The 24,175-nt window shown below is 64.2% G+C and carries 21 protein-coding genes; 6 read left to right on the forward strand and 15 right to left on the reverse strand.

Going from position 1 to position 24,175, the window contains the following annotated elements:
- Positions 1–7 precede the first annotated feature (7 nt).
- Together F1735_RS16415 and F1735_RS16420 are read left to right on the forward strand one after the other, a co-directional pair.
- Positions 8–1,579 (forward strand): phytase, encoded by a 1,572-nt coding sequence (locus tag F1735_RS16415; protein WP_229505818.1) that lies wholly within the window; start codon positions 8–10, stop codon positions 1,577–1,579.
- 171 nt (positions 1,580–1,750) lie between these two features.
- A complete protein-coding gene (locus F1735_RS16420; protein ID WP_167237931.1) occupies positions 1,751–2,194 on the forward strand; it encodes a hypothetical protein in 444 nt (147 codons plus the stop codon).
- Here the strand turns inward: F1735_RS16420 and cobA are convergent.
- The 6 genes from cobA to F1735_RS16450 are packed head-to-tail and all read right to left on the reverse strand — an operon-like array spanning position 2,183 to position 8,307.
- Positions 2,183–2,962, reverse strand: coding sequence for a uroporphyrinogen-III C-methyltransferase (gene cobA / locus F1735_RS16425; RefSeq protein ID WP_167237932.1), 780 nt, complete (start codon positions 2,960–2,962; stop codon positions 2,183–2,185). The two genes, F1735_RS16420 and cobA, sit on opposite strands and share 12 nt — an antisense overlap.
- Positions 2,963–3,018: 56 nt before the next feature.
- The gene (locus F1735_RS16430; RefSeq protein WP_167237933.1) at positions 3,019–4,338 is read right to left on the reverse strand and encodes a sulfate adenylyltransferase subunit 1; all 1,320 of its coding nucleotides are present in this window, start codon (positions 4,336–4,338) and stop codon (positions 3,019–3,021) included.
- The gene (cysD, locus tag F1735_RS16435) at positions 4,338–5,276 is read right to left on the reverse strand and encodes a sulfate adenylyltransferase subunit CysD (protein WP_167237934.1); all 939 of its coding nucleotides are present in this window, start codon (positions 5,274–5,276) and stop codon (positions 4,338–4,340) included. The genes F1735_RS16430 and cysD overlap by 1 nt, the downstream gene beginning before the upstream one ends.
- A 43-nt stretch (positions 5,277–5,319) precedes the next feature.
- Positions 5,320–6,036, reverse strand: a complete 717-nt coding sequence (locus tag F1735_RS16440; RefSeq protein ID WP_167237935.1) for a phosphoadenylyl-sulfate reductase — start codon at positions 6,034–6,036, stop codon at positions 5,320–5,322.
- Between the two features lie 8 nt (positions 6,037–6,044).
- On the reverse strand, positions 6,045–6,626 hold the full coding sequence (locus tag F1735_RS16445) for a DUF934 domain-containing protein (RefSeq protein WP_167237936.1): 582 nt from the start codon (positions 6,624–6,626) through the stop codon (positions 6,045–6,047).
- Positions 6,619–8,307: a nitrite/sulfite reductase gene (locus tag F1735_RS16450; protein ID WP_167237937.1), complete on the reverse strand. Its 1,689-nt coding sequence runs from the start codon at positions 8,305–8,307 to the stop codon at positions 6,619–6,621. The genes F1735_RS16445 and F1735_RS16450 overlap by 8 nt, the downstream gene beginning before the upstream one ends.
- Before the next feature lie 208 nt (positions 8,308–8,515).
- Here F1735_RS16450 and F1735_RS16455 point away from each other — a divergent pair, with 208 nt between their 5' ends.
- Positions 8,516–9,457, forward strand: coding sequence for a CysB family HTH-type transcriptional regulator (locus F1735_RS16455; RefSeq protein ID WP_099881478.1), 942 nt, complete (start codon positions 8,516–8,518; stop codon positions 9,455–9,457).
- A gap of 35 nt (positions 9,458–9,492) precedes the next feature.
- A complete protein-coding gene (locus tag F1735_RS16460) occupies positions 9,493–10,143 on the forward strand; it encodes a class I SAM-dependent methyltransferase (RefSeq protein ID WP_167237938.1) in 651 nt (216 codons plus the stop codon).
- Between the two features lies 1 nt (position 10,144).
- Here the strand turns inward: F1735_RS16460 and F1735_RS16465 are convergent, their stop codons facing one another.
- The 6 genes from F1735_RS16465 to F1735_RS16490 form a co-directional block, all read right to left on the reverse strand.
- Positions 10,145–11,251, reverse strand: a complete 1,107-nt coding sequence (locus tag F1735_RS16465) for an MFS transporter (RefSeq protein ID WP_167237939.1) — start codon at positions 11,249–11,251, stop codon at positions 10,145–10,147.
- Between the two features lie 24 nt (positions 11,252–11,275).
- Positions 11,276–12,061 carry a DeoR/GlpR family DNA-binding transcription regulator gene (locus F1735_RS16470; protein WP_167237940.1) on the reverse strand — a complete coding sequence of 262 codons (786 nt, stop codon included), beginning with the start codon at positions 12,059–12,061 and terminating at the stop codon, positions 11,276–11,278.
- Between the two features lie 145 nt (positions 12,062–12,206).
- Positions 12,207–13,223, reverse strand: a complete 1,017-nt coding sequence (locus tag F1735_RS16475) for a porin (protein WP_167237941.1) — start codon at positions 13,221–13,223, stop codon at positions 12,207–12,209.
- Positions 13,224–13,473: 250 nt separating this feature from the next.
- Entirely contained in the window at positions 13,474–14,709 is a 1,236-nt protein-coding gene (locus F1735_RS16480; protein WP_167237942.1) for a PAS domain-containing sensor histidine kinase, read from the reverse strand.
- 230 nt (positions 14,710–14,939) lie between these two features.
- The gene (locus F1735_RS16485; protein ID WP_167237943.1) at positions 14,940–15,701 is read right to left on the reverse strand and encodes a LytR/AlgR family response regulator transcription factor; all 762 of its coding nucleotides are present in this window, start codon (positions 15,699–15,701) and stop codon (positions 14,940–14,942) included.
- Positions 15,702–15,804: 103 nt separating this feature from the next.
- The gene (locus tag F1735_RS16490) at positions 15,805–17,109 is read right to left on the reverse strand and encodes a sensor histidine kinase (protein ID WP_167237944.1); all 1,305 of its coding nucleotides are present in this window, start codon (positions 17,107–17,109) and stop codon (positions 15,805–15,807) included.
- 373 nt (positions 17,110–17,482) lie between these two features.
- On the opposite strand from F1735_RS16490, the gene F1735_RS16495 reads away from it, so the two are divergent.
- Positions 17,483–18,421, forward strand: a complete 939-nt coding sequence (locus tag F1735_RS16495; RefSeq protein WP_167237945.1) for an exopolyphosphatase — start codon at positions 17,483–17,485, stop codon at positions 18,419–18,421.
- A gap of 24 nt (positions 18,422–18,445) precedes the next feature.
- On the opposite strand, the gene F1735_RS16500 is transcribed toward F1735_RS16495, so the two are convergent.
- The 3 genes from F1735_RS16500 to F1735_RS16510 all read right to left on the reverse strand — a co-directional run bounded on the left by F1735_RS16500 (position 18,446) and on the right by F1735_RS16510 (position 22,893).
- Entirely contained in the window at positions 18,446–20,833 is a 2,388-nt protein-coding gene (locus F1735_RS16500) for an EAL domain-containing protein (RefSeq protein WP_167237946.1), read from the reverse strand.
- Between the two features lie 117 nt (positions 20,834–20,950).
- Complete coding sequence (locus tag F1735_RS16505) at positions 20,951–22,216, reverse strand: nitronate monooxygenase (RefSeq protein WP_167237947.1); 1,266 nt, start codon at positions 22,214–22,216, stop codon at positions 20,951–20,953.
- A gap of 191 nt (positions 22,217–22,407) precedes the next feature.
- Positions 22,408–22,893 carry a YajQ family cyclic di-GMP-binding protein gene (locus tag F1735_RS16510; protein ID WP_099881460.1) on the reverse strand — a complete coding sequence of 162 codons (486 nt, stop codon included), beginning with the start codon at positions 22,891–22,893 and terminating at the stop codon, positions 22,408–22,410.
- Between the two features lie 115 nt (positions 22,894–23,008).
- Between F1735_RS16510 and murB the strand changes: the two genes are divergently transcribed.
- The gene (gene murB / locus F1735_RS16515) at positions 23,009–24,052 is read left to right on the forward strand and encodes a UDP-N-acetylmuramate dehydrogenase (protein ID WP_167237948.1); all 1,044 of its coding nucleotides are present in this window, start codon (positions 23,009–23,011) and stop codon (positions 24,050–24,052) included.
- The last annotated feature ends 123 nt before the right edge of the window (positions 24,053–24,175 follow it).

Genomic DNA, 24,175 nt, shown 5'->3' on the forward strand with positions numbered 1-24,175 from the left:
TATGACCATGCACAAACACCTACTCCGCGCAGCCGCTTCGCTGTGCCTCTTTGCCGGCGCCGCGGCGCATGGCGCCGACCGCATCGCGCTCGATGGCGGCGGCTGGCTCTCGCTCGACAAGCACGCCTTGCAGCTGACCGACGCCGCCGGCAAGGAGCTGGCGCGCCTGCCGATGCGCGCCAAGCAGCTCGACGCGCGCACCACCAACGGCAGCGGCATCGCCGTGGTGCTCGATGCCGATACCCAGCACGCGCTGCCGATCCGGGTCGATGCAGGGCGCGGCGAGCTGGCGCGCCTGGCGCCTTTGCCGCAGCAGCCGTTCGGGGTGGAGGGCTTGTGCCTGTTCCGCGACCAGCAGGGACTGGACTTCCTGTTCGTGGCGGCCAAGGATGGCCAGGCGGAGCAGTGGCTGATGCACGGCGCCACGCCGCAGCTGGTGCGCAAACTGAGCATGCCGCTCGATGCCGGCCAGTGCAAGGTGGACGATGCGCGGCACACCCTGTATGCGAATGAGAAGGGCGTCGGCACCTGGGCCTATGAGGCCAACAGCGAGGCGATGCCGGCGCGCACCCTGCTCAAGGCCGGTGCGCGCCTGCCGGCGGGGCCGGCGGCGTCACCGGCGGTGGTGGTCGAGCCGCGTGCGCAGACCATGCCCGTGGCGCGCCTGGGCGACGTGGCGGACGATCCTGCGATCTGGGTCCATCCGCAGGACCCGACCCGTTCGCGCGTGCTGGGCACGAACAAGAAGCAGGGCCTGATGGTGTACGACCTGCAGGGCAGGCAGCAGCAGTTCCTCGATGTGGGCCGCTTGAATAACGTCGACCTGCGCCAGGGCGTGAACATGGATGGCAAGGTGCTCGACCTGGCCGTGGCCAGCCAGCGCGACGACAACAGCGTGGTGCTGTTCGGTTTCGATGCGGACGGCACGGTGGCCGAGCTGACCCGCTTTGCGACCGGTTTCCCGGAGGTGTACGGGATCTGCCTGTTCCAGCCGCGCAGCGGTGCTCTGGAGGTGATCGTCAACGACAAGGGCGGGGCGTTCCGCCAGTTCCGCATCACGCGCGGCGGCGAGGCGTGGAGAGCCGCGCTGGCGCGCGAGTTCAAGGTGGACAGCCAGCCGGAAGGCTGTGTCGCCGACGACCGCAACGAGCGTTTGTTCATCGGTGAGGAAAAGCGCGGCGTGTGGACCCTGGCGGCGCGCGCCGATCAGCCTTCCACGCGCAAGTTGGTGCTCGGCGTGGGACGCGACCTGCACGCCGATGTGGAGGGGATGGCGATGTACGAGGGCGCGAAGGGGGCTTACCTGATTGTATCGAGCCAGGGGGACAGCAGTTATGTGGTGCTCGATGCGCAAGCGCCGTACAGGGTGCGCGGGCGCTTCAAGGTGGGGTTCAACCTGGCCGAAGGAATCGATGGCACGTCGGACACCGATGGACTCGACGTGACATCGAAGAACCTGGGCGGCCCGTATGCGCAGGGCATGCTGGTGATTCAGGATGGCTACAAGCGCCTGCCGGATGGGCCGCAGAACTTCAAGTATGTGAGTTGGGCGGATGTGGCGAAGGCGCTGAAACTATAAGCACCACCGTCCCCGTCGTTCCCGCCGAAGGCCGCCTTGGCGCGGGAACGACGGAGAGAGGGAATTCGCAGTTGGTTTGTTCTGGATCAGTTACCAGCGTGTGCAGGGTTTGACTGGACTGGCGTTTGCGCTCAGAATTTCTTGACTTCCTTACTCTCTCCGGCATCCATCATGCTCAGTTCAGTCCTGAAGCTGCTGCTCCGCGAAGTCTCCCTGCTCGCCCGGCACGGCCGCAATTCACTCATCGCACTGGGTAACGAACGTCGCGCCGCCATGCGCCTCGACCGCCTGGCCGACCGCCTCGCGGGAATGGGATACAAGATCGACATGCTGCGCAAGCGCATGCACGAGGGCCTCGACCAACCGCTCGACGCCGACGCCAGCCTGCGCGAAGCGCTCAAGGCATTGAAGGAAGATATCCGCACAGTGCGCAGCCAGCTGTATTCGCTGAGCGGGCCAGCGCGCTCGCCGCGCTTGCAGCGCGCGTTCAACCGCCTGTCGGCCATCGCCGAAAAAACCTATGCCGTAGCCGACAAGCTGCAATGGGAAATCGACGCGCTCGAACCGCAGGGATGCGCGCAACAGGCGCCCGCCTGCAAGCGCTCACGCGCTTAGTTGCGCGCCATCCTGCGCTGCGTCCAGGCTATCGCCGCCTTGCGCGGTATCGACCGGCTGGCTCTCGCGCAGCGCCATGGCGTCGCCCAGCATCACCAGCACCGGGCCATGCGCCGGCCCCAGGCCATGCGCCAGGGTTGCCAGGGTCAGGCGCATGATGCGCTGTTCCGGGCGGCTGCAATTTTCAATCACCACCACCGGCGTATCCGGCCTGCGGCCCTGGTCCAGCAGGCGCTGGGCCGTCACGATCGCCTCGCGCCCGCCCATGTACTGCACCAGGGTGTCGGTATCGGGAATGACGGTCTGGCCATCGAGTTCGGACGCGGTACTGGACGTGAAAAACGCCACGCTGCGCGCCACCCCGCGCTTGGTCAAGGGCTGCTTGGTCGCCGCCGCCGCCGCCACCGCCGTGGTAATGCCCGGCACGACTTCGACCTCGATGCCCGCTTCTTCCAGCGCGCGCAATTCTTCATCGGCACGCCCGAACAGCATCGGATCGCCCCCTTTCAGGCGCACCACCAGCGCGTATTTATGCGCGCTGTCGACCAGTTGCTTGTTGATGAAGGCTTGCGCCGTCGACAACTGGCCGCAACGCTTGCCCACCGCGATCTTCTTCGCCTGCGGACACAGTGCCAGCATCGCGTCGGTCACCAGGGCATCGTGCAGCACCACGTCGGCCTGCTCCAGCAGGCGCGCGCCGCGCAGGGTGATGAGGTCCTGGGCGCCGGGTCCGGCGCCGATCAGATAGACTTTTCCGAGTGCTGACATAAAGTGTTCCCTTTGCTGGCTTCCAGAGCTGGCGCTGACTGCTGATTGCTGACTGATTATGCGTCCAGCCGGATCATACCAGCGGCAACCGTCTGGTGAGTAACTTCATCGATCAAAATGAAGGCGCCCGTTGCGCGGATGTCGGCATAAGCGTCGGCCGCGAGCGGCTGCTGCACGGTCAGGCCGATGCGCGCGATGTCGTTCAGCTTCAGGCCATCGGCCGCGTGGCGCTGCTGCGTATTGATGTCGAGCAGGGTGTCGACGCCGGTGATCTTGGCCGAGGTCTGCTTGGTGCCATGCTTGATCCAGTACTTGCGGCGCATGTCGAGCGGCTCGTCCGACATCCAGCACACGTCCGCCTTGAGCGTCTTGAGCAGGGTAGCCGGCTGGTCGGCGCCGGCCAGCAGGTCGCCGCGCGAGATGTCGAGGTATTCATTGAGCAGCAAGGTAATCGACTGGCCCACCACGGCCGACTGGTGCGAGCCTTCCAGGGTCAGGATATCCTTGACGGTGGCGCTCTGGCCCGACGGCTGCACCACCAGCTTGTCGCCCACCTTGACCATGCCCGCTTCGATGCGGCCCATGTAGCCGCGGAAGTCATTCGCTTCGTGGCCGTTGTGACGGGCCACCAGCTGCACCGGGAAGCGGAACGGCGCCGCGTGCGATTCGTCGTAGACCGAGAGCGACTCGAGCAGCGAGATCAGGGTCGGACCCTGGTACCAGCTCATTTTTTCGCTCGGCTCGACCACGTTGTCGCCGGTCAGGGCGGACAGCGGAATCGGCGTGATGTCCGTCAAGCCCAGGGTCGCGGCGAACTCCTGGTAGGCCTTGACGATGCGGTCGTACACCGTCTGGTCGTAGTTCACCAGGTCCATCTTGTTGACCGCGACGACCACGTGTTCGATCTGCAGCAGGTGGGCGATGGTCGAATGGCGCTTGGTCTGGATCAGCAGGTCCACGCCGCCGTCTTCGCGCAGCTTGACCTTGGACACGTCGATCAGGATGATCACCGCGTCGGCGGTCGAGGCGCCGGTGACCATATTGCGCGTGTACTGCTCGTGGCCCGGGGTGTCGGCGATGATGAACTTGCGCTTGGGCGTGGCGAAGTAGCGGTAGGCCACGTCGATGGTGATGCCCTGTTCGCGTTCGGCTTCCAGGCCGTCGGTCAGCAAGGACAGGTCGACCGCGTCGCCCACGGTGCGCTTGTGCTTCGAGCGCGACATGGCGTCCAGCTGGTCGGCGAAGATGCCTTTGCTGTCGAACAGCAGGCGCCCGATCAGGGTGCTTTTGCCGTCATCGACGGAACCGGCGGTGATGAAGCGCAGCAGACCGCGTTCGGTCGGGGCGTCGTTATGATTGTCAATGCGGGCGTTCATCAGAAGTATCCTGCTTTCTTGCGTTTTTCCATCGAGGCTTCGGAGGTCTGGTCGTCCATCCGGGTGGCGCCGCGTTCGGTGATCTGGGTGATGGCGGTTTCGGCGATGATCGCTTCGACCGTCGAGGCATCCGACGAAACGGGGCAGGTGCATGAAATGTCGCCCACGGTGCGAAAGCGCACCACCTGGGTTTCGACGGTTTCGCCATCGCGCGCCGGGGTCAGGTCGGTCAGCGGCACCAGCAAGCCATTGCGCGGGATGACCTGGCGTTCGTGCGCGAAGTAGATCGGCGGCAGGGCCAGTTTTTCGCGCTGGATGTAGAGCCATACATCGAGTTCGGTCCAGTTCGAGATCGGGAACACGCGCATGTTTTCGCCCGGGTGTACGCGGGTGTTATACAGGTCCCACAGTTCCGGGCGCTGGCCTTTCGGGTCCCACTGGCCGAATTCGTCGCGGAAGGAGAAGATGCGTTCCTTGGCGCGCGCTTTTTCTTCGTCGCGCCGCGCGCCGCCGATGCACGCGTCGAATTTGTGTTCGGCGATGGTCTCGAGCAGGGTGACCGCTTGCGCTGCGTTGCGTGAATCGGTCAGCGGATTACGCAGGCGCACGGTGCCGCGCTTGATCGAATCTTCGACCGAGCCGACGATCAGGCGTTCACCAAGTTCGGCCACGCGGGCGTCGCGGAAGGTGATCACTTCGGCGAAATTGTGGCCGGTGTCGATATGCACCAGCGGGAACGGGAATTTACCCGGCCGGAAGGCTTTTTCGGCGAGGCGCAGCAGCACGACCGAGTCCTTCCCGCCCGAGAACAGCAGGGCGGGGTTGGCGCATTCGGCGGCGACTTCACGCAGGATGTGGATCGCTTCCGATTCGAGCGCATCGAGGTGGCGCGCATTGACGTCGGTCAGTACGCGCGGGGTGTCGGTCAGTGTAGTCATGGTGGCTAGGGCCTTTGTTTTTATGGTGGCTGAGGGGTGAGCCTCAAGCGGCCACGGATTTAATGCGAATCAGTTTTCCATCGACCATGTGCAGGCCGCATTCCTTGGAGTCCGGATTTTCCCACCACCAGCGGCCGGCGCGCACGTCTTCGCCCGGCTGCACCGCGCGCGTGCAGGGCGCGCAGCCGATCGAGGGAAAGCCCTGGTCGTGCAGCGCGTTGTATGGCACGCCGTTGTCGCGGATGTAGTTCCAGACGTCGGTCTCCGACCAATCGGCCAGCGGATTGAACTTGACCATGCCGTGGGCGGCGTCGTCTTCCTGGATGTCGAGCTGCGCGCGGGTGCTCGATTGCGCGCGGCGCTGCCCGGTTACCCAGGCCTTGTTGCCGGCCAGGGCGCGCCCCAGTGGTTCGACCTTGCGGATGCGGCAGCACTCGCGGCGCATGTCCACGCTCTCGTAAAAGGCGTTCAGGCCGTGCTGCGACACATACGCGTCCACCGCTTCCGGCTGCGGCTTGAACAGCGCGATGTCGTAGCCGTAGGTATCCTTGACCTGGGCCAGCACCGCCAGCGTTTCCGGATGCAGGCGGCCGGTTTCGAGCGAGAAAATCCCGATCGGCAGCTTGGCCTTGAGGATCAAGTCGGTCAGGACCATGTCTTCGGCGGCCAGGCTGGAGGCGAATACCGCCGGCGAATACTCGGCGGCGATGCGCTCCAGGGTGGCGCGGGTGCTGGCGATGAGGGCTGAAATATCGGTCATGATTGGCCTCAGATGCCGTAGCCGACGTCGGTGCTGTCGATGCGCACGTCGCGTTCGTGGCGGCGGAACAGCGGCGCCTTGACGTCGACCGAGGCCTGGTACACCTCGGAAAAATCGGTCAAGCCCTTGAGCGCGTCGTGGATATTCCGGTCCGGGCGCGTGGCAAAGGCGTCGAAGCCGCAGCGCTGCATCTGGAACAGCTGGTCGCGCAGCACGTCGCCGATGGCGCGCAGTTCGCCTTGATAGTCCATGCGCATGCGCAGGTTGAAGGCGGTCGAGTAGCCGCGGCCATCGGTGAACTTGGGGAAGTCGATGGCGACCAGCGCAAACTTGTCCAGCTCACCCTTGAGCGCTTCGGCACGTTCGTCGGGCGCCAGCCACACGCCGATCTCGGTGCGGGAGGCCAGCGTTGCGCGCTGCGCCTGCCATACCGCCAGCGGCACGATGACTTTGCCTTGCGGGACCACGACCGCATCCGGCGCGTCGGCGGCGACGCCGGCATCTGGGTCGGCGGCGGCCAGGCGCAGCACGCTCCAGTCGTCGGCGACGACCGCGCGCTGTTTGATGATTTCTTTGTGCGACTCAAGCATAGTGGTCTTCTCCAACCAGTTCGCCCGCCTTGATCGGCGTGGCATACACATGTTCCTTGAACGGGGCGACGCCCAGGCGCTGGGCGGTGTCCACGAATTTTTCGTCTTCGTGGCGCTCGCGCACGTACACCTGCAGCAGGCGGTCGATCACTTCGGGCATTTGCAGCGCCGAGAAGGACGGTCCGATGATCTTGCCGATGGCCGCGTTGTTACCCTGCGCGCCGCCGATCGAGACCTGGTACCACTCGCTGCCATCCTTGTCCACACCGAGCACGCCGATCGAGCCGACGTGGTGGTGGCCGCAGGCGTTGATGCAGCCCGAGATATTGAGTTCGATCTCGCCGATGTCGTGCTGGTAGTCGATGTCGTCGAAACGCTCCGCGATGGCGGCGGCGATCGGGATCGACTTGGCGTTGGCCAGCGAGCAGAAGTCGCCGCCGGGGCAGCAGATAATGTCGGTCAACAGGCCGATGTTCGGCGTGGCCAGGCCGTGCGCCTTGGCTTCCTGCCACAGCGCGAACAGGGCCGATTGCTTGACGTCGGCCAGCACCAGGTTCTGCTCGTGCGTCACGCGCAGTTCGCCGAAGCTGTAGCGCTCCGCCAGGTCGGCCACGAAGTCGATCTGGGTCGCGGTGGCGTCGCCCGGCGGCACGCCGGTTTTTTTGAGCGACAGCAGCACGATGGCGTAGCCTGGTGTCTTGTGCGGCTTGACGTTACGGGTCAGCCAGTTGCCGAAGGCCTTGTTGTCGGCATGCTCGGCCCGCACGTCGATGTTGGCCAGGGTGTCGTACGGCGGCGGCGTGAAGTAGGCCGCCACGCGCGCCATCTCTTCGTCGGTCAGGGTCGATGCGCTGTCTTTCAGGTCGGCCCATTCTGCCTCGACCTGGCGCGTGAATTCTTCGGCGCCCATGGCTTTCAACAGGATCTTGATGCGCGCCTTGTACTTGTTGTCGCGCCGGCCGTAGCTGTTATAGACGCGCATGACCGCTTCGATGTAGGTCAGCATGTGACGCCACGGCAGGAACGCGCGCACCACGCTGCCCAGGATCGGGGTGCGGCCCATGCCGCCGCCGACCATGACCTTGAAGCCGATCTCGCCGTCGTCGCTGCGCACCACGGTCAGGCCGATGTCATGCACCGCGATGGCGGCGCGGTCTTCCACGGCGCCGTTGATCGCCACCTTGAACTTGCGCGGCAGGGCGGCGAATTCGGGGTGGAAGGTGCTCCACTGGCGCAGCACTTCGGCGTACGGGCGCGGATCGATGATTTCGTCCGCCGCCACGCCGGCGTATTCGTCGGACGTGATGTTGCGGATGCAGTTGCCCGAGGTCTGGATGGCGTGCATCTCGACCGAGGCCAGATCAAGCAGGATGTCGGGCGTCTGTTCGAGCTCGATCCAGTTGAACTGGATGTTCTGGCGCGTCGTGAAGTGGCCGTAGCCGCGGTCGTACTTGCGCGCGATGTGGCCGAACATGCGCATCTGGCTTGACGACAGCAGGCCGTACGGCACCGCGATGCGCAGCATGTAGGCGTGGCGCTGCATGTACAGGCCGTTCTGCAGGCGCAGCGGCACAAATTCGGCTTCGGTCAGCTCATCGTTGATGCGGCGCTCCACCTGGCTGCGGTATTGCGCGATGCGTTCCCTGACGATGAGGTGGTCGTATTGGTCGTAACGGTACATATGTCATCCTGATGTTTTGGGCCCTGTTGGGCATGTTCCGGGGGCCTCGCCATGAGACTGTCCCCAAACTAGCCTCAATAGTAATAAACTCATCCTTTATTCCAAAGGACTAAGAATTTATTTGCTTATATGCGTATCCGGCATAAGCATTCTTATAAAATGCTGGTAGATATTTATTTTGAGTATTTTCCGGCCTGCGAGAACAGCAATGAACCTTCATCAACTACGCTTCGTCCGTGAAGCCGTGCGGCAGAATTACAACCTGACCGATGCGGCCAAGGCCTTGTTCACGTCCCAGCCCGGGGTGTCGAAAGCCATTATCGAGCTTGAAGAAGAGCTCGGTGTTGACATTTTCACCCGCCATGGCAAGCGCATCCGGGGGTTGACCGAGCCCGGCCGGCTGGTGCTGGAGTCCGTCGAGCTGATCATGCAGGAAATCGATAGCCTCAAGCGCATCGGCAAGGAGTACGCGGCCCAGGACAGCGGCAGCTTCACCATTGCCACCACCCATACCCAGGCGCGCTATACCTTGCCGAAAGTGGTGCAGGCCTTCATGCTCAAGTACCCCAAGGTACGCTTGTCCCTGCTGCAAGGCAACCCCCGCCAGATCGCCGAGATGGTCCAGCGCGACCAGGCCGACCTGGCCATTGCCACCGAGTCGATCGCCGGCATTGATGGATTGATCACCTTGCCTTGTTATCAATGGGAGCATATGGTGGTGGTGCCGCCCGACCATCCTTTGCTCAAATCGAAGGCCGTGTCGCTGGAGGAAATCGCCACTTACCCGCTCATTACCTACGATGGCGCGTTTGCCGGGCGCAGCAAGATCGACCACGCTTTCGGGCTGCGCGGGCTCAAACCGGACGTGTTGCTCGAAGCCATAGACGCCGATGTCATCAAAACCTATGTCGAACTTGGCATGGGTATTGGTATCATAGCGGGCATGGCCTTCGACGCCGAGCGCGACAAGAACCTGCGCGCCATTCCAGTGGGGCACTTGTTCGGCATGAACATCTCGCGCGTGGCCGTCAAGCAGGGCGCGTATCTGCGCAGCTATATTTATACTTTCATCGAATTGCTGGCGCCGACCCTGAACCGCAAGCTGGTCGAGTCGGCCATGAGCGGCACCAAAGAAACTTACGAGCTGTAAAAGCCTTAGTAGTAGTCCATCACCTCAAGAAAAACATGATCACCGAACAATCTGCACAGTTTTACGCCAAGAGCGCATCCAACCACGACCGCATCTACGACCGGCCGGAACGCAAGGACGACCTGGCCGCCATGCGCGGCCACGTGGCCGAGACCCTGCGCGGCCATACCGTGCTGGAACTGGCCTGCGGCACCGGTTACTGGAGCGCCGTCATCGCCGGCACGGCCGACAAGGTGGTCGCCACCGATATCAATCCCGAAATGATCGCACTGGGCAAGTTGCGCGCGCTGCCAGGCGACAAGGTCGACTTCAAGGTGGCGGACGCCTGGAACCTGCCGGACGATATCGGCAGCTACACGGCCGTGTTCATCGGCTTCTGGTGGTCGCACGTCAAGCGCGAAGAGCAGGAACGGTTCCTGGCGCACCTGCGCAGCAAGGTCGGCGACGACATGTTCATCGTCTTGCTGGACGATGCGTATGTGGAAGGCAGCAGCGACACCGTGGCGCGCACCGATATGGAAGGCAACACTTACCAGATCCGCATCGCGCCCGATGGCGAGCGCTACGAGATTCCCAAAACCTATCCCTCCGACAGCGCGCTGCGCAAGAAGCTCGCTTCCTCGGTGCGCGAAATCAAGATCGTGCGCCTGGAATACTACTGGCTGCTGACCTGCCGGCTCAAGTAAGTTACTGTACCGCCTTGGGCGCGCTCGACGCGCCCAGTTTCGCGCTGGCCGCGATCGGCAGCATTGCACAGCCGAGCCCGGCAAACGCGACGGGCAGGCTGCTCGCATGCGCCACCAAGCCGATCGCCGCCGGCCCCGCCAGGATGCCCGCATAGCCGAGTGTGGTGATGGCCCCGATCGCCAGGCTGGCCGGCATGGCGCGCTGGCTGCCGGCGGCGGTGAACAGGATCGGCACGATGTTCGAGGCGCCCAGGCCGATCAGCACGAAGCCGGCCAGCATGCCCGGCACCGAGGCGGCCAGCACCGTGCAAAAGAACCCGCCCGCCGCGCACAAGCCCCCCAGCAACAGCACCCCTTGCCCGCCCAGTTTGCCCACCACCTTGTCGCCCGTCAGGCGCCCGAGCGTCATCGCCATCGCAAGCGCCGCGTAGCCGAGCCCGCCCTGGCCGGCGCCGGCGGCGACGGCGCGCCCGTCGGTCAGCAGCACGGCGCTCCAGTCGAGGATCGCGCCTTCGGCCAAAAAGCACAGGAAGCACAGGCCGCCGGTCAGGATCACGGCGCCGTGCGGCATGACCAAGATGGGCGCGTCGCGCTCGCGCAGCAGGCCGGACGCCGCGCTGGCCAGCACCGCGGCCACCAGCAGGGCCAATACGATGGTCGACGCGGTGGCGTTCAACCCTAGCAGCAGCGCCATCGTGCCCGCGCCCAGGAAGCCGCCCGCGCTGAACAAGCCGTGAAAGCCCGACATCAAGGATACTCCGCTGTTCTTTTCCACCACGACCGCCTGGATATTCATCGCCACGTCCAAGGTGCCGATGGCCGCGCCGAAGGCAAACAGCACGCAGCCGGGCAGCAGCAGGCAGACGATCAGGCCGGAGCACAGCAGCACCGGGCGCTCGCCGAAACGGGCGCTCATGAAGCTGGTCGACGGCATCGCCAGCAGCGATCCGGCCCCCAGGCACAGCAGCAGCAAGCCGAGCTGGCCTTCGCCCAGGCCGAGGCGCAGCTTGGCCAGCGGCACCAGCGGGGGCCAGGCCGACATGGCCAGGCCGGCGGCAAGGAAGGCGAGGCGGGTGGAAAAGCGTTGTTGCGGTCCGGTATCTGACATGGTTTCTTTTGAGAAGTGTGACGCTCAGGGCGCGGCGGCGCGCCGCACGCGCACGCCGCGCGCCGCGAAGGCGTCGAACTGGCGCGCATCGATATCGTGCTCGACGACCAGATCGGTCAGGCTGGACGCCGCCAGCACCGCGTACGGCGCGGCGGTGCCGACCTTGTCGCTGGTGGTGGCGACCAGCACCGCTTTGCTGAGGGCGGCGACGCGGCGCTTGAATTCGGCTTCCTCGTAATGGATGGCGCTGATGCCGGCCTGGGCATCGACCCCGCAAGCGCCCAGGATGTACAGGTCGGGGCTGATCAGTTCCAGGTCGCGCAGGGCGCTCGCGCCGATGCTGGCGCCGGTCTCGGCATGGATGCGTCCGCCAATGACGATCAGCTCGATCAGCGCCTTGTCGAGCAGCGCGGCGGCAATCGCCGGGGCGTTGGTGATCACGGTCAGGCGCGCCTGGCCCAGCGCCTGCGCGATCGCCAGGTTGGTCGAGCCGGCATCGATGAACAGCACGCTGCCGGGCGCCAGGCAGGGCGCGGCGGCGGCGGCCAGGCGCGCCTTGCGCTCGGCCTGGGCACTGCGGCGCTGGGCCGGGGTGCCGCCCGGCGCGGCCGGCAGCGGCAGGCGCAGGGCGCCGCCGTAGACTTTCTGGCACAGGCCGGCGGCGGCCAGGTCGCGCAGGTCGCGCCGGATGGTGTCTTCGGACACTTGCAGCCACTGGGCCAGGTCGGGCGCCAGCACCCGCCCGTCGCTTTGCAGGCGTTGCAGGATCAGGGCGTGGCGTTCCTGCAGGAGGAGGGGATCGGCGGGCATCGGTCTACGCAAACAGGAATGAATGCGCACAAATATACATGAATGCGTACAAACGTGCAATCAGGCATAAAAAAACCCCGCAGGCTGCGGGGCAGCGTGCGGGGTTGTTTGTTTCAGCTCAACGCGGGTAAGCGCGTCAGTGAATTTAGAACGAGTGACGAACGCCGACCGAGAAAGCGCTAGGATCGGAACCCGATTGGCCTTTCAGTGCATCTGGAGTAACTTGGGCGCCAGCGGAGAAGATGCCGAAGGCTGCTTTGTTGTTATTGCGGATCGATGCGTACGAGGTGTACACATTGGTGCGCTTCGACAGAGCGTACGAGTAAGCCAGCGAGAAGCCATTGCCCTTGGCGCCGCCTTCGAGTTTGCTCTGCTGCAGGTTACCGTAGATCTTGTTGTCGCCGAAGGTGTACGACACGCCAGCATTGGCCTGCTCATACTTGTTGTTTTTACCGGTTGGGTTGGCAACCATGTAGTTACCGCGCACTTCGATCGCGCCGGCGGTGAAGCCTGCGCCGAAGATCATTTCTTTGTCGTCGCCCGTCGCCAGACGCTCGACCTGGTGGTAACCAGCGCCGACGTAGATGTTGTTGGCTTTGTACTCAACTGCCAGGCCCATCAGATCCTGCGAAGGACCGGTTGCGGTTTCGCCCAGGCCGTAGCCGGCGCTGACGATCACGCCGCCCATCGAGTTCGACTTGTAGTTGACCGAGTTGCTGATACGACGGGTCAGACGACCACCGCCGAAGGAATTCAAGTTGGTGCCGTAGAAGCCCTGGCCGTTGATATCGCTTGCGTTAGCGACGTCAGCGATTGGGGTGTACTCGCGACCGATCATGACGGTACCGAAGTTGCCCTTCAGGCCGACGACCGAGCGGCGGCCGAACATGACTTCGTCTTGCTTGCCGGTGTCGAGTGCGACGCCAGCTTCGATGTTGAACACAGCGCTCAGGCCCTTGCCCAGATCTTCAACGCCACGGAATCCGATACGGCTGGTCGACTGGTTGCCCGAGTTGACGACCGTACGGCTTCCGCCTGGAGCGCCCGTGTCTTCTTTAGCCAGCGCAGCGTCGGCAACACCGTAGATCGTGACGCTCGATTGAGCGGAAGCGCACAGGGGAATCGCAGCGGCCAGGACAGCGGCCATCAGTTTGCATTGCATATAAATCTCCAAAAAGTTGCACAGATAAGGGTCGATTAACCAGGGATGCTCTTAATCGGACGTAATTATAGCTTCCGCGTATGTCAAATCCATGACAAAGTGAAATGTGGCAAGAATGAGACAGTCTGGTTTTGCCCTGCAATCGGGCGTCAATACCCGGCAAATGCACGCTTCAGGTGTACTACAGGGAGGCCGTGGAGAATGCTGCGATGCCGCATATCGCCCGCCGTTGCGGGCGCTATGGGAAATCTCAGGCGACCGGCGGGGGTGCCGGGCGTACCCGTTCCGGTGCGCCGGCGACGCGCTCGTTGGCGGCCTCGTCGCGCGTACTTTCGGGCAAGGGCAACACGATATCGATCCGGGTTCCGGGCGGGTCGTCGCCGCTGACGGTGATCTCGCCCTTCATTCCCCACACCCGTTCGCGCATCCCGATCAGGCCGAGCGACTGGGCTTTTTCCATGTCGGCCGCCTGGATGCCGCGCCCGTCGTCGCGGATCGAGACCAGCAACTGGCCGTTGATGCGGTATACATACATGGTCACATTGCTGGCCCCGGCGTGGCGCGCGATATTGGTCAGCGCTTCCTGGACGATGCGGAAAATGGCGGTGCTGGCGGCGTCGTCGAGGCGCAGCTCGGCTTCGTCGGCGAACAGCGAGCAGGCGATGCCGTGCCGTTCGACGAATTCGTCGCGCAAGCCCTGCAGCGCGAAATACAGGCCGCCTTCGTCGAGCGCGCGCGGGCGCAGGTTGGTGGCGATGCGGCGCAGCGAGGTAATCGCCGTGAGCAGGTTCTCTTCCATGCCATTCATCAGGCGCTGGCCGTTGCTGCTGGCGTCGGGCTCCTTTTGCAGCAGGTTCAGGTCCATCCGCAGCGAGGCCAGCAGTTGGCCGAGGTCGTCGTGCAGCTCGCGCGCGATGTGGGCGCGTTCTTCCTCGCGCACGGTTTGCAGGGCCGAGGACAGCTGGCGCAGCTGTGCGTGCGAGCGCGACAGCTTTTCCTGTACCTGCTGGCGCTCCGTCACATCGCGCAGGATGATGGTGTAGATGGTGCGGTCGGCCTCGATCATGCTGGAAATGGAGCCTTCGAGCGGGAATGTTTCGCCGCTCGCGCGCACGCCCGTGACGGCGTAATCGGTGGCGCGGCGGCCGGCGCGGCCGGCCACGTCGCCGAAATAGGCGGGCGCGGCGTCGCCGGTGACGGTGGGCAGGGGCGCGATGAACTGTTGCAGCGGACTGCCCTGCATCTGCTCGACCGTGGTGGAGAACATCGCCGCGGCCGATGGGTTGGCCAGCACGATGGTCTGCGTATCGTCGGTGGAGATGATCGCTTCGCTCGCGTTCTGGATGATCTCGCGGCTGTGGCTGCGCGCAAAGCGCGGCCAGCGGTTATACGCGAACAAGCGCGCGAGGGAGTGACCGCCCAGCAAACCGAGCACGAACATGATCGGACCCCAGCTCAGGAAGCGGGAAGAACGCTGTTGTGCCATGCGTGCCTGCCGTCAAGGGCCCGCGGGACGCGGACCGTGGGCTGATTATAAAAGCGGGGTTGGCGAGCGCCTTGAGGCGCGACAAACCGGACGCCGGCGGGGGCGCAGACCCGGGCGCAAAACGGGGCGCAAAATACGGTGCGGTGCGCGGCGGGGTACGGAATGTCATGGCGGGTCGCAAGATGGTGCATGGAACGGAAAGCAGGCGCCGCGAGAGGCGCGGCGCTGGTTTACATTTGCTTGAACAGGTGCAGGAAACTGCGGCTCACTTCGAGCTTGTCGCTCTTGCCCTTGATAAGCACCAGGTGGCGCCCGCGGATGTCGCGCGTGACCCCTTCGATGGCGTTGACGTTGACCAGGGTGGCGCGGTGAATCTGCCAGAACAGGGCCGGATCGAGTTCCTCGGCCAGGTCGCGCACCGGTTTGCGGATCAGCGCTTCGAAGCGCTCGGTCTGGACGCAGGTGTATTTTTCGTCGGAGCGGAAAAACAGGATGTCCTCGACCGGAATCATGCGCAAGTCCTGGCCGATGCTGGCCTGGATCCATTGCAGGTAGGTGGGCTTGGGCGCCGCCATTTTTTCGGCCAGCTGCGAGAGCATGGCGGTGACGCTGTCGTTGACCGCTTCCTTCGGCTTGGCCAGGCGCGCCTTGAGGCGGTCGATGGTCACCTGCAGGCGCTCGGCCTCGGGCGGCTTGAGCACGTAGTCGACCGCGCCGCGCTCGAACGCTTCGACCGCGTACTGGTCGTAGGCGGTGACGAACACGATATTGCTGCCGGCGCCGATCGCGCGCGCCGCCTCCATGCCGGTCTTGCCCGGCATGCGGATGTCGAGGAAGGTCAGGTCCGGCTTGAGCTGGCTGACCAGCTCGATCGCTTCCTCGCCATTCTTGGCCTCGCCGACGATGTCCAGTTCGGGCCATGCCTGGTTCAGGCGCAGGCGCAACTGGTCGCGCATCAGTCTTTCGTCGTCGGCAATAATAGCGGTAGGCATGGTGCGTTTCTGGTGAGAGGCAAGAGTGCCAATTATTCAATGAAACCGGGCTTTAATCAATCAATTCCTTGGCCAGTTTTCAACGGCTGCGCTTGCTTGTGCATTACCTCGATACCTGATAAGGCACTTCGATGGTGGCGATCACGCCGCCCGGCGTGTTGGCGGCGATGTGCAACTGGCCGGCGTCGCCATGGAGCAGCTTGAGGCGTTCGCGGATCGTCATCAGGCCCAGCCCGGTGCCGTCGCTGGGAAATACGCCGAAGCCAACCCCGTCATCGCTGACGATCACGCGCAGCTTGTTGTGCGCCACCTCGGCCACGATGGACAGGGAGCCGCCTTCCGGCTTGCATTCGAGGCCGTGCTTGATGGCGTTCTCGACCATCGACTGCAGCATCATCGGCGGAAACGCCGCGCTGCGCAGGCCGTCGGGAATGCGCAGGTCGACCTGCAAGCGTTCTTCCATCCGCATTTTCAGCAGGCTCAGGTAGGCCTTGACCATGTCCGCTTCGCGCCCGAGGTTGGTGACCACGGCGTTGTCGCGCATCTGCGGCAGCACCGCGCGCAGGTACTGGATCAGGCTGCGCTGCATGGCCGAGGCGCGCGGCGGGTCGGTTTCGATCAGGTATTCGACCGAGGCCAGGGTATTGAACAAAAAGTGCGGCTCGACCTGGGCCTGCATCATTTGCATGCGCGCTTCCGACAGCTGGCGCTGCATCGATTCGCGCTCGGCGGCGGCGTTGGCGGTCTGGGTCTCGGCTTCGGCGCGCTTCTTGCCGCCGACCAGCGCCTTGGTGGCGAACAGGGCCAGCACGAGCAAGGAAATGAAACTCTTGAACCAGGTCGAGGCCTGGCCGTGATACACCTTCACTTTTTCTTCGGCGGCATTTTCGACCGCCGCTTCGATCGCGCTCGACAAACCCTCGACGATTTGTGGCGGCAGCGCGACGCGCACTTCGCCGTCGGCGCCCGGCACGGAGGGCACCGATGGCATGTCCGGCACGCTCGGGACGGCAGATTTGCCCGCATGCGCGCCGGCTTCGGGCGGCTCGGGCGGCTGCGGCGGCTCGGCCGCTTCGGGCGGCTCGGGCGGCTCGGGCGGCTCGGGCGGCTCGGCCGGCTCGGGCGGGGCGCTGCGCTTTTTCGGCGGGCTGTAGCTGATGCCGCTGTCGTCGAAGATGATATTGCCTTCGCGCTTGTCGCGCTTGCGTTCCTGGCGCACCTCGACCACATCCCCACCCGAGAACAGCTCGTTCTGCAAGATCGACGCGGCAATCAGGGCCAGCGCCGCGAACAGGAAAAACTTCCACCACGATAGCTGGGTCACCCAGGTGGCGGTGGCGTCGAAGGCGCGGTGCAGCCAGGCCAGGACGGTCGCGATGGCTTGCTCGGGAGGGCGGCGTGCTTCCATGGTCAGTGTGTTCCGTGAGATTGGTTAAAAACTGCGTGGTTTACAAGGGCGTGAGATTGCGTGACATTGTCGTAGCGAGGAGTGTAACTGCTGCGCGCCCGTGCTCGCCGTAAAATGCGCCTCGCGGCGCCCAATACTGATGAGATGTTGTCACTGTAGGACGCCGCCCGCCGCGCTGCGCGGCCTTTGCGACAGGCTGCATCATCGGGGGAACAAAGCGCGCGGCCCGGGCGCACTGCCGGCCGGCGCGCTGTGTCGCGCCAGCACCGCGCCAGCGCCGACGATCGCGCCGCGGCGGCCGGTTGCGCGGTATGATGAAGGATCGAACCGGTCGCGGCCGGCCCGCTGTTCCACCTGCCCAAGGGGATGTCTTATGTCTGCCGATGTGAAAAAATACCGTTTGATCACGCGTAGCGATTTCGACGGCCTGGTCTGCGCCGTCTTGCTCAAACACCTGGACCTGATCGACGATATCCTGTTTGTCCACCCCAAGGATATGCAGGACGGCAAAATCGTGGTCGGCGACGGCGATATCAGCACCAACCTGCCGTACGTGGCCGGGGTCCACCTGGCGTTCGACCACCATGCGTCCGAAACGATCCGCAACAGCGGCGAGCGCGCCAACCACATCATCCATCCCGAAGCGCCCTCGGCCGCGCGGGTGGTGTACGACTACTACGGCGGCGCCTCGGCCTTCCCGGCCGCCTGGTACGACATGATGGCCGCCGTCGACAAGGGCGACGCGGCGCGCTTTAACCAGGAGGAAGTGCTCGATCCGCACGGCTGGGACTTGCTCAACTTCCTGATGGACGCCCGTACCGGGCTGGGGCGCTTCCGCGATTTCCGCATCTCGAACTACGCCCTGATGATGGACTTGATCGATTATTGCAAAAATCACAATATCGACGACATCATGGCGCTGCCCGACGTCAAGGAGCGCATGGACCTGTACGTCGAGCACAACAGCAGGTGCAAGGACCAGATCAAGCGCTGCGCCACGGTACATCGCAACCTGGTCGTGCTCGACCTGCGCCAGGAAGAAACCATTTACGCCGGCAACCGCTTCATCATCTACGCCCTGTTCCCGGAAACGAACATCTCGATCCACGTGCTGTGGGGCTTGAAAAACCAGAACACCGTGTTCGCCACCGGCAAGTCGATCCTGAACCGGACTTCGCGCACCCACATCGGCGCCCTGATGCTCGAATACGGCGGCGGCGGGCACGAAAACGCCGGCACTTGCCAGGTCTCGAACGACCTGGCCGAGGAAGTGCTGGGCGCACTGATCCAGCGCATCACCAGCGAGGGCTGAGCGCGGGCCCGGCGCGGGCGGGCCTCAGGCCGCCGGCGCCGCCACCAGCATCTCGTACAAGGCATGCTCGGCCAGCGGCGCGCTGAAGTACGTGCCCTGCAGCTCGTCGCAATGGCTGGCCCGTAAAAACTCCATCTGCAGCCGTGTTTCGACCCCCTTGGCGATGACGCGCGCGCCGAGGTCGTGGCCGACGTCGATCAGCGCCTTGGCCATCGCGCCGCTGCGCGCGTCGGCCGTGATCTGGTGTACCGCCACCTTGGCCAGCTTGACGTGCGTGAGCGGCAGTTTTTGCAAGAAATTCAGGTTCGACGAACCGTCGCCAAAGGCGTCGAGCGAGCGCAGCACGCCCAGGTCGCGCAATTGCGACACCACTTCCACGCTCAGGTGCGCATTCGCGTTCAGGCTATCTTCGCGCAATTCCAGTTCCAGCCGGGACGGCGCAATCTGGTGGGCCGCCAGGATGGCGGCGATGTGTTCGGCATAATGGGGCTGGGAAAATTCGCGGCTGGAGGCGTTGACCGCCACCGGCAGCGGGGCAAACCCGGCGCTGCCCATGCGCTGCATGAGCAGGCAGGCTTCTTCGAGCACATAGTCGCCGATGGCCACGATCATGCCGCTTTCTTCGGCTTCGGGCAGGAACGAGGCCGGCGCCAGCACCCCCAGTTCCGGGTGGCGCCAGCGCAACAGCGCTTCCAGGCCAAGGATGTGCCCGCGGCGCAGGCAGATATGGGGCTGGTACAGCAGGAACATTTCGTGGCGTTCGAGCGCGCCGCGCATGGCGTCTTCGAGCTTTTGCTTGGCCTGGGTGGTCGACTTCATGTCGGCCGAAAAGAAATGCACCTCGCCCGTCCTGGCCGCCTTGGCGTGGTACATCGCCACGTCGGCCGCGCGCACCAGGTCGAGCGCGCCGGCGCCATCATGCGGATACACGCTCACGCCGATGCTGCCGCCGACCGCGATATCGTTCGAATCGAAGCTGACCGGCTGCGACATGGCCACCCGCAGGCGCTCGATCATGCGCAGGGTGTAGCGCAGCGATGGCTGGTTGACCAGCACCAGCACGAACTCGTCGCCCGACAGGCGCGCCACCGTGTCGCTCTCGCGCACCGACGATTGCAGGCGCTGCGCCACCATCTTGAGCACCTGGTCGCCCGCCTCGTGGCCGTGGCAGTCGTTGATCTGCTTGAAGCCGTTGAGGTCGATCAGCACGGTGGCCACCAGCGACTTGTTGCGCTGGGCCATGTGCAGCGCCTGTTCCAGCCGGTCCCACAGCAGGGTGCGGTTTGCCAGGCCGGTCAGCGCATCGTGGTTGACCTCGTGTTCGAGGTGGGCGGTGCGCTGCTTGACGGCCGTGACATCGTTGATCACGCCGATGAAATGGGTGACCTTGCCGCGCCCGTCGCTGACCGGCGTGATGGTCAGGTCGTTCCAGAACAGCTCGCCATTGCGGCGGCGGTTGCGGAACACCACGTTCACTTCGCGCCGCTCGCGCACGGCCGCGCGCAACTGGGCGCGTTCGTCCTCGTCCATGCCGGGCATGCCCATGAAGCGCGCATCGCGCCCGATCACTTCTGCGGCGCTGTAGCCGGTGATGCGCTCGAAGGCCGGGTTGGCGTACTCGATCGGATTGTCGCTGCCGGCGCAGCGCGAAATGACCAGGCCGCTGCTGGTGGCGTGCAGGGCGCGTTCGCGCAGGCGCAGGCGGTCTTCCTGGGCACGCCGTTCGGAAATATCGAGCCCCATGCCGCACAGGTAATAGCGGCCGCGGCAGCTGATCCGCGCGCCGCACAGCAGGTAGGGCGTGGCGCGGCCGAACTTGTCGAGATAGTTCGCTTCGACCATGGCCGGGGCATCGTGCTCGAACACGTTGCCGATGGTGGCTGCGATCAGGCGTTTTTCGGCCAGGTCGTAGATGTCGAGCGCGTTGGCGCGGCGCACTTCGTCGGACGTCATGGACGTCACCTGTTCCAGCGTCTTGTTCCACAGCGCAAAGCTGCCATCCTCGCGCAAGACGTAGAAGGTGCCGGGAAGCACGTCGATGATGCTCGACAGCGGCATGCGCCCAACCACCTCGGAATCGGGCTCGTCGCAGGCGCCGTCGAGCACGGCCACCAGATGGGTGAGCGCGCCGTCGTGGCCATGCTGCGGCAGCAGGGTCAGGAAAATGGTGTGGACGCTGCCGTCGGCGCGCACGAATTCGAGTTCGGAAGCATCGCAATCGCTGGGAAACTCGCTCCAGTGCTGGCGCCAGACGCGGCGCCCGTGCTCGCTGAGCAGCGCCGTCAGCGGCTGGTGCAAGACATCGGCGGCGGCGATGCCGAGCACTTTTTCGCAAGCCGCGTTCCACGTAATGATCTGGCCGCCCGCATCGATCAACAGGGCGGCATAAAAGGTGTTCTCGCGGGCAGACATGCGCCTCTCCAATCGACCATGATGAAGATTGGACCGGCAAACGCGCGGAAGGTTCAGCGCGAACGGGCGATTCGATGACAGCGCCGGGAGGCGTCCGGGCCTCCCGTCAACGATACCTTATGCCAGCGCGATTTCCTGGCGCACCGGCAGGGCGATCTGGTTGTCGACGCTGAACTGGTAATCCTGGAACACATGCTCGGCCGACAGCAGCTGGTAATTGCCGTCCGCCAGCTTGTGGGTCGTATCCTTGAGGCGGTAGGTATAGTGGCCGCAGGTCCAGCAATTGAAATTGCGCATGTGCGTACACAGGCAAGTCTTGTCCATCACCACCACGGTCTTGCTGTCCGGATTGGCCAGCACTTCGCGGTTGTAGGCATTGATGTAGGAACAGTTGCCGGTCGCATCAAGCAGATAACCATACGACTCGCAGCCCGGACGGATGCCCGCGCCGATCGCCGGCGTGCTCTTGAGCATGCGCATCGGATAACCGGTCGGCGAAATGCCGTTGACGATGATGTCGTCTTCGGTGGCGCGCACATACTCCTGCTTGACCTTGTCCGGCAGGCCGCATTCGTGGGTGATGGTGAAGCGGGTCGCCACCTGCACCCCGCAAGCGCCTTTTTCCAGGAAGCCGACCGCGTCGGTGCCGGTGAACACGCCACCGGCGGCGATCAATGGAATCTCAAGCTTTTCTGCGCGCATGTAGGCGTGGATTTCATCCATGATGGTGTGCAGGTCGTACTCGGCCCAGTCCATCCCGAAACCGAGGTGACCGCCGGCCAGCGGGCCTTCGACGATGATGAAGTCGGGCAGGCGGTCCAGCTTGGCGACCTTGCGCAGGAAAATCTGCAGCGCGCGCACGGACGAGACGATGATGCCCAGCTTGGCGTCGCGGAAACGCGGATGGTCGGCGATCAGGGCGAACGAGCCCAGGTGCAGGCCGGCCGACATGGTGATGCCGTCGATGCCGGCGTCGAGCGCGGCGGTCAGGCGCGTGCGCAAGGTTTCGCGCGGCGAATTCATGGTCAGCTTTTCCATGCAGTTCACGAAAATGAGGCCATCGCCGCGTTTCGCTTCCATGGTCGCGCCGACGTGGCGGCGGGTGGCGTCGGCCAGGCGCGCGAGGTCGAACTGCACCACCGCCTTGTCCATATTGTTAATATTGAACTTATAGGTCTTGGTTTTGTCTTTGACATAGCTGGTGTCGAACTTGCGGTCCGAGACATCCTCGACCATGGCATCGGAAATATGCCCGATCCCGCCCAGGCGCGCCGCTTCGAGTGCCAGTTCGGAGGTCGAAATATCGACCCCCATGCCACCGATCATGATGGGCACATAGTCCTTGTTGCCCAGACGCAGGCGGAAATCATCAACACGTTTCATTGCTATCCTTAGACTGCCAAGTTTACTGGTGCGCCGGCGCGGCCTGCGGCCCGCTTGCGCCCCACAATTCTACCCCAAGCGAAGCTGGGTGTTCTGCGTTCCGGCGAGCAAAACCGGGACCAAGCGCCCCGGTTTGTTCATCAATTCCCGGCGCGAAGGACCGGTTCCTGTCGATTAAGCGATGAAACCGATCAATCGCGGAAGTTATTGAATTCCAGCGGCATATCCGGCACATCCTTGCGCAGCATCGCCATGGCGGCCTGCAAGTCGTCGCGCTTGGCGCCGGTGACACGCACCGATTCGCCCTGGATGCTGGCCTGGACCTTCATCTTGCTATCCTTGATGACCTTGACGATTTTTTTGGCGTCGTCGGTTTCGATCCCGTTCTTTACCTTGATGACCTGCTTGACCTTGTCGCCGCCGATTTTCTCGATCTTGCCCTCATCGAGGAAACGCACATCGACCTTGCGCTTGGCCAGCTTGTTGGTCAGCACATCGCGCACTTGCGAGAGCTGGAAATCGGAATCGGCGAAGGCGGTCAATTCAGTATCCTTCTGTTCGACCTTGGCCGAGCTGCCCTTGAAATCGAAACGGGTCGTGATTTCCTTGTTCGACTGCTCGACGGCGTTTTTCACTTCAATCATGTCTGCTTCGGAGACGACATCAAACGACGGCATAATGGGATCCTTTTTACTTGCAAAATGTAGAATGCCGATATTTTAACGGACAACGGGGGCGGCGCCCCTGAACTGAACCGGTTTTTTCCCCTAAATGCCTCCATAACGCTCATTCATGCCAACAGACCTCGTCATTTCGCCCGACTTTTCCCTCCGTAGCGTCAATACATTCGGTATCGACGCCCGCGCGCGCGCCTACCTCCGGGTGACGCAGGTCGGTCAACTGGTGCAGGTGCTGGCCGACCCGGTGCTGGCCGCCATGCCGCGCCTGCTGCTTGGCGGCGGCAGCAACATCGTGCTCACGGGCGACTTCGACGGGCTGGTGCTGCACATGGCCATCGCCGGGCGCGCCGTCGTGGGCGAGGACGGCGGCAGCGTGCTGGTGCGCGCCGGCGCCGGCGAAAACTGGCACGGCTTCGTGCAATGGACGCTCGCGCAGGGCCTGGGCGGGCTGGAAAACATGGCCCTCATTCCCGGCACGGTGGGCGCCTCGCCGATCCAGAATATTGGTGCGTACGGGGCCGAAGTCAAGGATGTGTTGCATGCGCTGACCGTGTTCGACGTGGCCAGCGGCGAGCTGCGCACGATGGACGCGGCGGCCTGCCGCTTCGGCTACCGCGACAGCGTGTTCAAGCATGCCGACGGGGCCGGGCTGGTGATTGTCGACGTTACCTTCGCGCTGGCGCGCGCGTGGGCGCCGAACCTGAAGTACGCCGAGCTGGCGCAGGAACTGGCGGCAAGCGGACTGGCGGCAAGCGGACTGGCGGCGCCGGGCGCGCAGCAGGTCAGCGATGCGGTGGTGGCGATCCGGCGCCGCAAGCTGCCCGATCCGGCGCAGATCGGCAACGCCGGCAGCTTCTTCAAAAATCCCGTGGTCAGCAGCGAACAATGTGCCGCCTTGCTGGCCGTCCACCCCGCGCTGGTGCATCACAAACAGGCCGACGGCAGTGAAAAGCTCGCGGCCGGCTGGCTGATCGACCAGTGCGGCTGGAAAGGGCGCAGCCTGGGCGCGGCCGGCGTCTACGAAAAGCAGGCGCTGGTGCTGGTCAACCGTGGCGGCGCCAGCGGCGCCGAGGTGCTCGCGCTGGCGCGCGCCATCCAGGCCGATGTGCTGGCCCGCTTCGGCGTCGCCCTCGAAACCGAGCCCGTCTTCGTCTAGCCTGAATGTTGCACAAACCACCGCCGCAGCGCCGCTTTTCCGATGCAGGACCTTTTCAACTTGAATCGGAATGTCGCGGGCGATAGCGTCCCTACCCAATTGAACGGGACAGTCAATGAAGCG

This window comes from Massilia genomosp. 1, assembly GCF_011682185.1.
Lineage (GTDB): Bacteria > Pseudomonadota > Gammaproteobacteria > Burkholderiales > Burkholderiaceae_D > Telluria_A > Telluria_A rubra.

Coding starts and splice junctions, on each gene's coding strand:
- F1735_RS16485 (WP_167237943.1), bottom strand. CDS start 15,701: ATGCCTACCGCTATTATTGCCGACGACGAAAGACTGATGCGCGACCAG.
- F1735_RS16430 (WP_167237933.1), bottom strand. CDS start 4,338: ATGAACGCCCGCATTGACAATCATAACGACGCCCCGACCGAACGCGGT.
- F1735_RS16480 (WP_167237942.1), bottom strand. CDS start 14,709: ATGGCACAACAGCGTTCTTCCCGCTTCCTGAGCTGGGGTCCGATCATG.
- F1735_RS16505 (WP_167237947.1), bottom strand. CDS start 22,216: ATGAAACGTGTTGATGATTTCCGCCTGCGTCTGGGCAACAAGGACTAT.
- F1735_RS16460 (WP_167237938.1), top strand. CDS start 9,493: ATGATCACCGAACAATCTGCACAGTTTTACGCCAAGAGCGCATCCAAC.
- F1735_RS16475 (WP_167237941.1), bottom strand. CDS start 13,223: ATGCAATGCAAACTGATGGCCGCTGTCCTGGCCGCTGCGATTCCCCTG.
- F1735_RS16440 (WP_167237935.1), bottom strand. CDS start 6,036: ATGACCGATATTTCAGCCCTCATCGCCAGCACCCGCGCCACCCTGGAG.
- F1735_RS16420 (WP_167237931.1), top strand. CDS start 1,751: ATGCTCAGTTCAGTCCTGAAGCTGCTGCTCCGCGAAGTCTCCCTGCTC.
- F1735_RS16495 (WP_167237945.1), top strand. CDS start 17,483: ATGTCTGCCGATGTGAAAAAATACCGTTTGATCACGCGTAGCGATTTC.
- F1735_RS16450 (WP_167237937.1), bottom strand. CDS start 8,307: ATGTACCGTTACGACCAATACGACCACCTCATCGTCAGGGAACGCATC.
- cysD (WP_167237934.1), bottom strand. CDS start 5,276: ATGACTACACTGACCGACACCCCGCGCGTACTGACCGACGTCAATGCG.
- murB (WP_167237948.1), top strand. CDS start 23,009: ATGCCAACAGACCTCGTCATTTCGCCCGACTTTTCCCTCCGTAGCGTC.
- F1735_RS16455 (WP_099881478.1), top strand. CDS start 8,516: ATGAACCTTCATCAACTACGCTTCGTCCGTGAAGCCGTGCGGCAGAAT.
- F1735_RS16470 (WP_167237940.1), bottom strand. CDS start 12,061: ATGCCCGCCGATCCCCTCCTCCTGCAGGAACGCCACGCCCTGATCCTG.
- F1735_RS16490 (WP_167237944.1), bottom strand. CDS start 17,109: ATGGAAGCACGCCGCCCTCCCGAGCAAGCCATCGCGACCGTCCTGGCC.
- cobA (WP_167237932.1), bottom strand. CDS start 2,962: ATGTCAGCACTCGGAAAAGTCTATCTGATCGGCGCCGGACCCGGCGCC.
- F1735_RS16415 (WP_229505818.1), top strand. CDS start 8: ATGCACAAACACCTACTCCGCGCAGCCGCTTCGCTGTGCCTCTTTGCC.
- F1735_RS16465 (WP_167237939.1), bottom strand. CDS start 11,251: ATGTCAGATACCGGACCGCAACAACGCTTTTCCACCCGCCTCGCCTTC.
- F1735_RS16500 (WP_167237946.1), bottom strand. CDS start 20,833: ATGTCTGCCCGCGAGAACACCTTTTATGCCGCCCTGTTGATCGATGCG.
- F1735_RS16510 (WP_099881460.1), bottom strand. CDS start 22,893: ATGCCGTCGTTTGATGTCGTCTCCGAAGCAGACATGATTGAAGTGAAA.
- F1735_RS16445 (WP_167237936.1), bottom strand. CDS start 6,626: ATGCTTGAGTCGCACAAAGAAATCATCAAACAGCGCGCGGTCGTCGCC.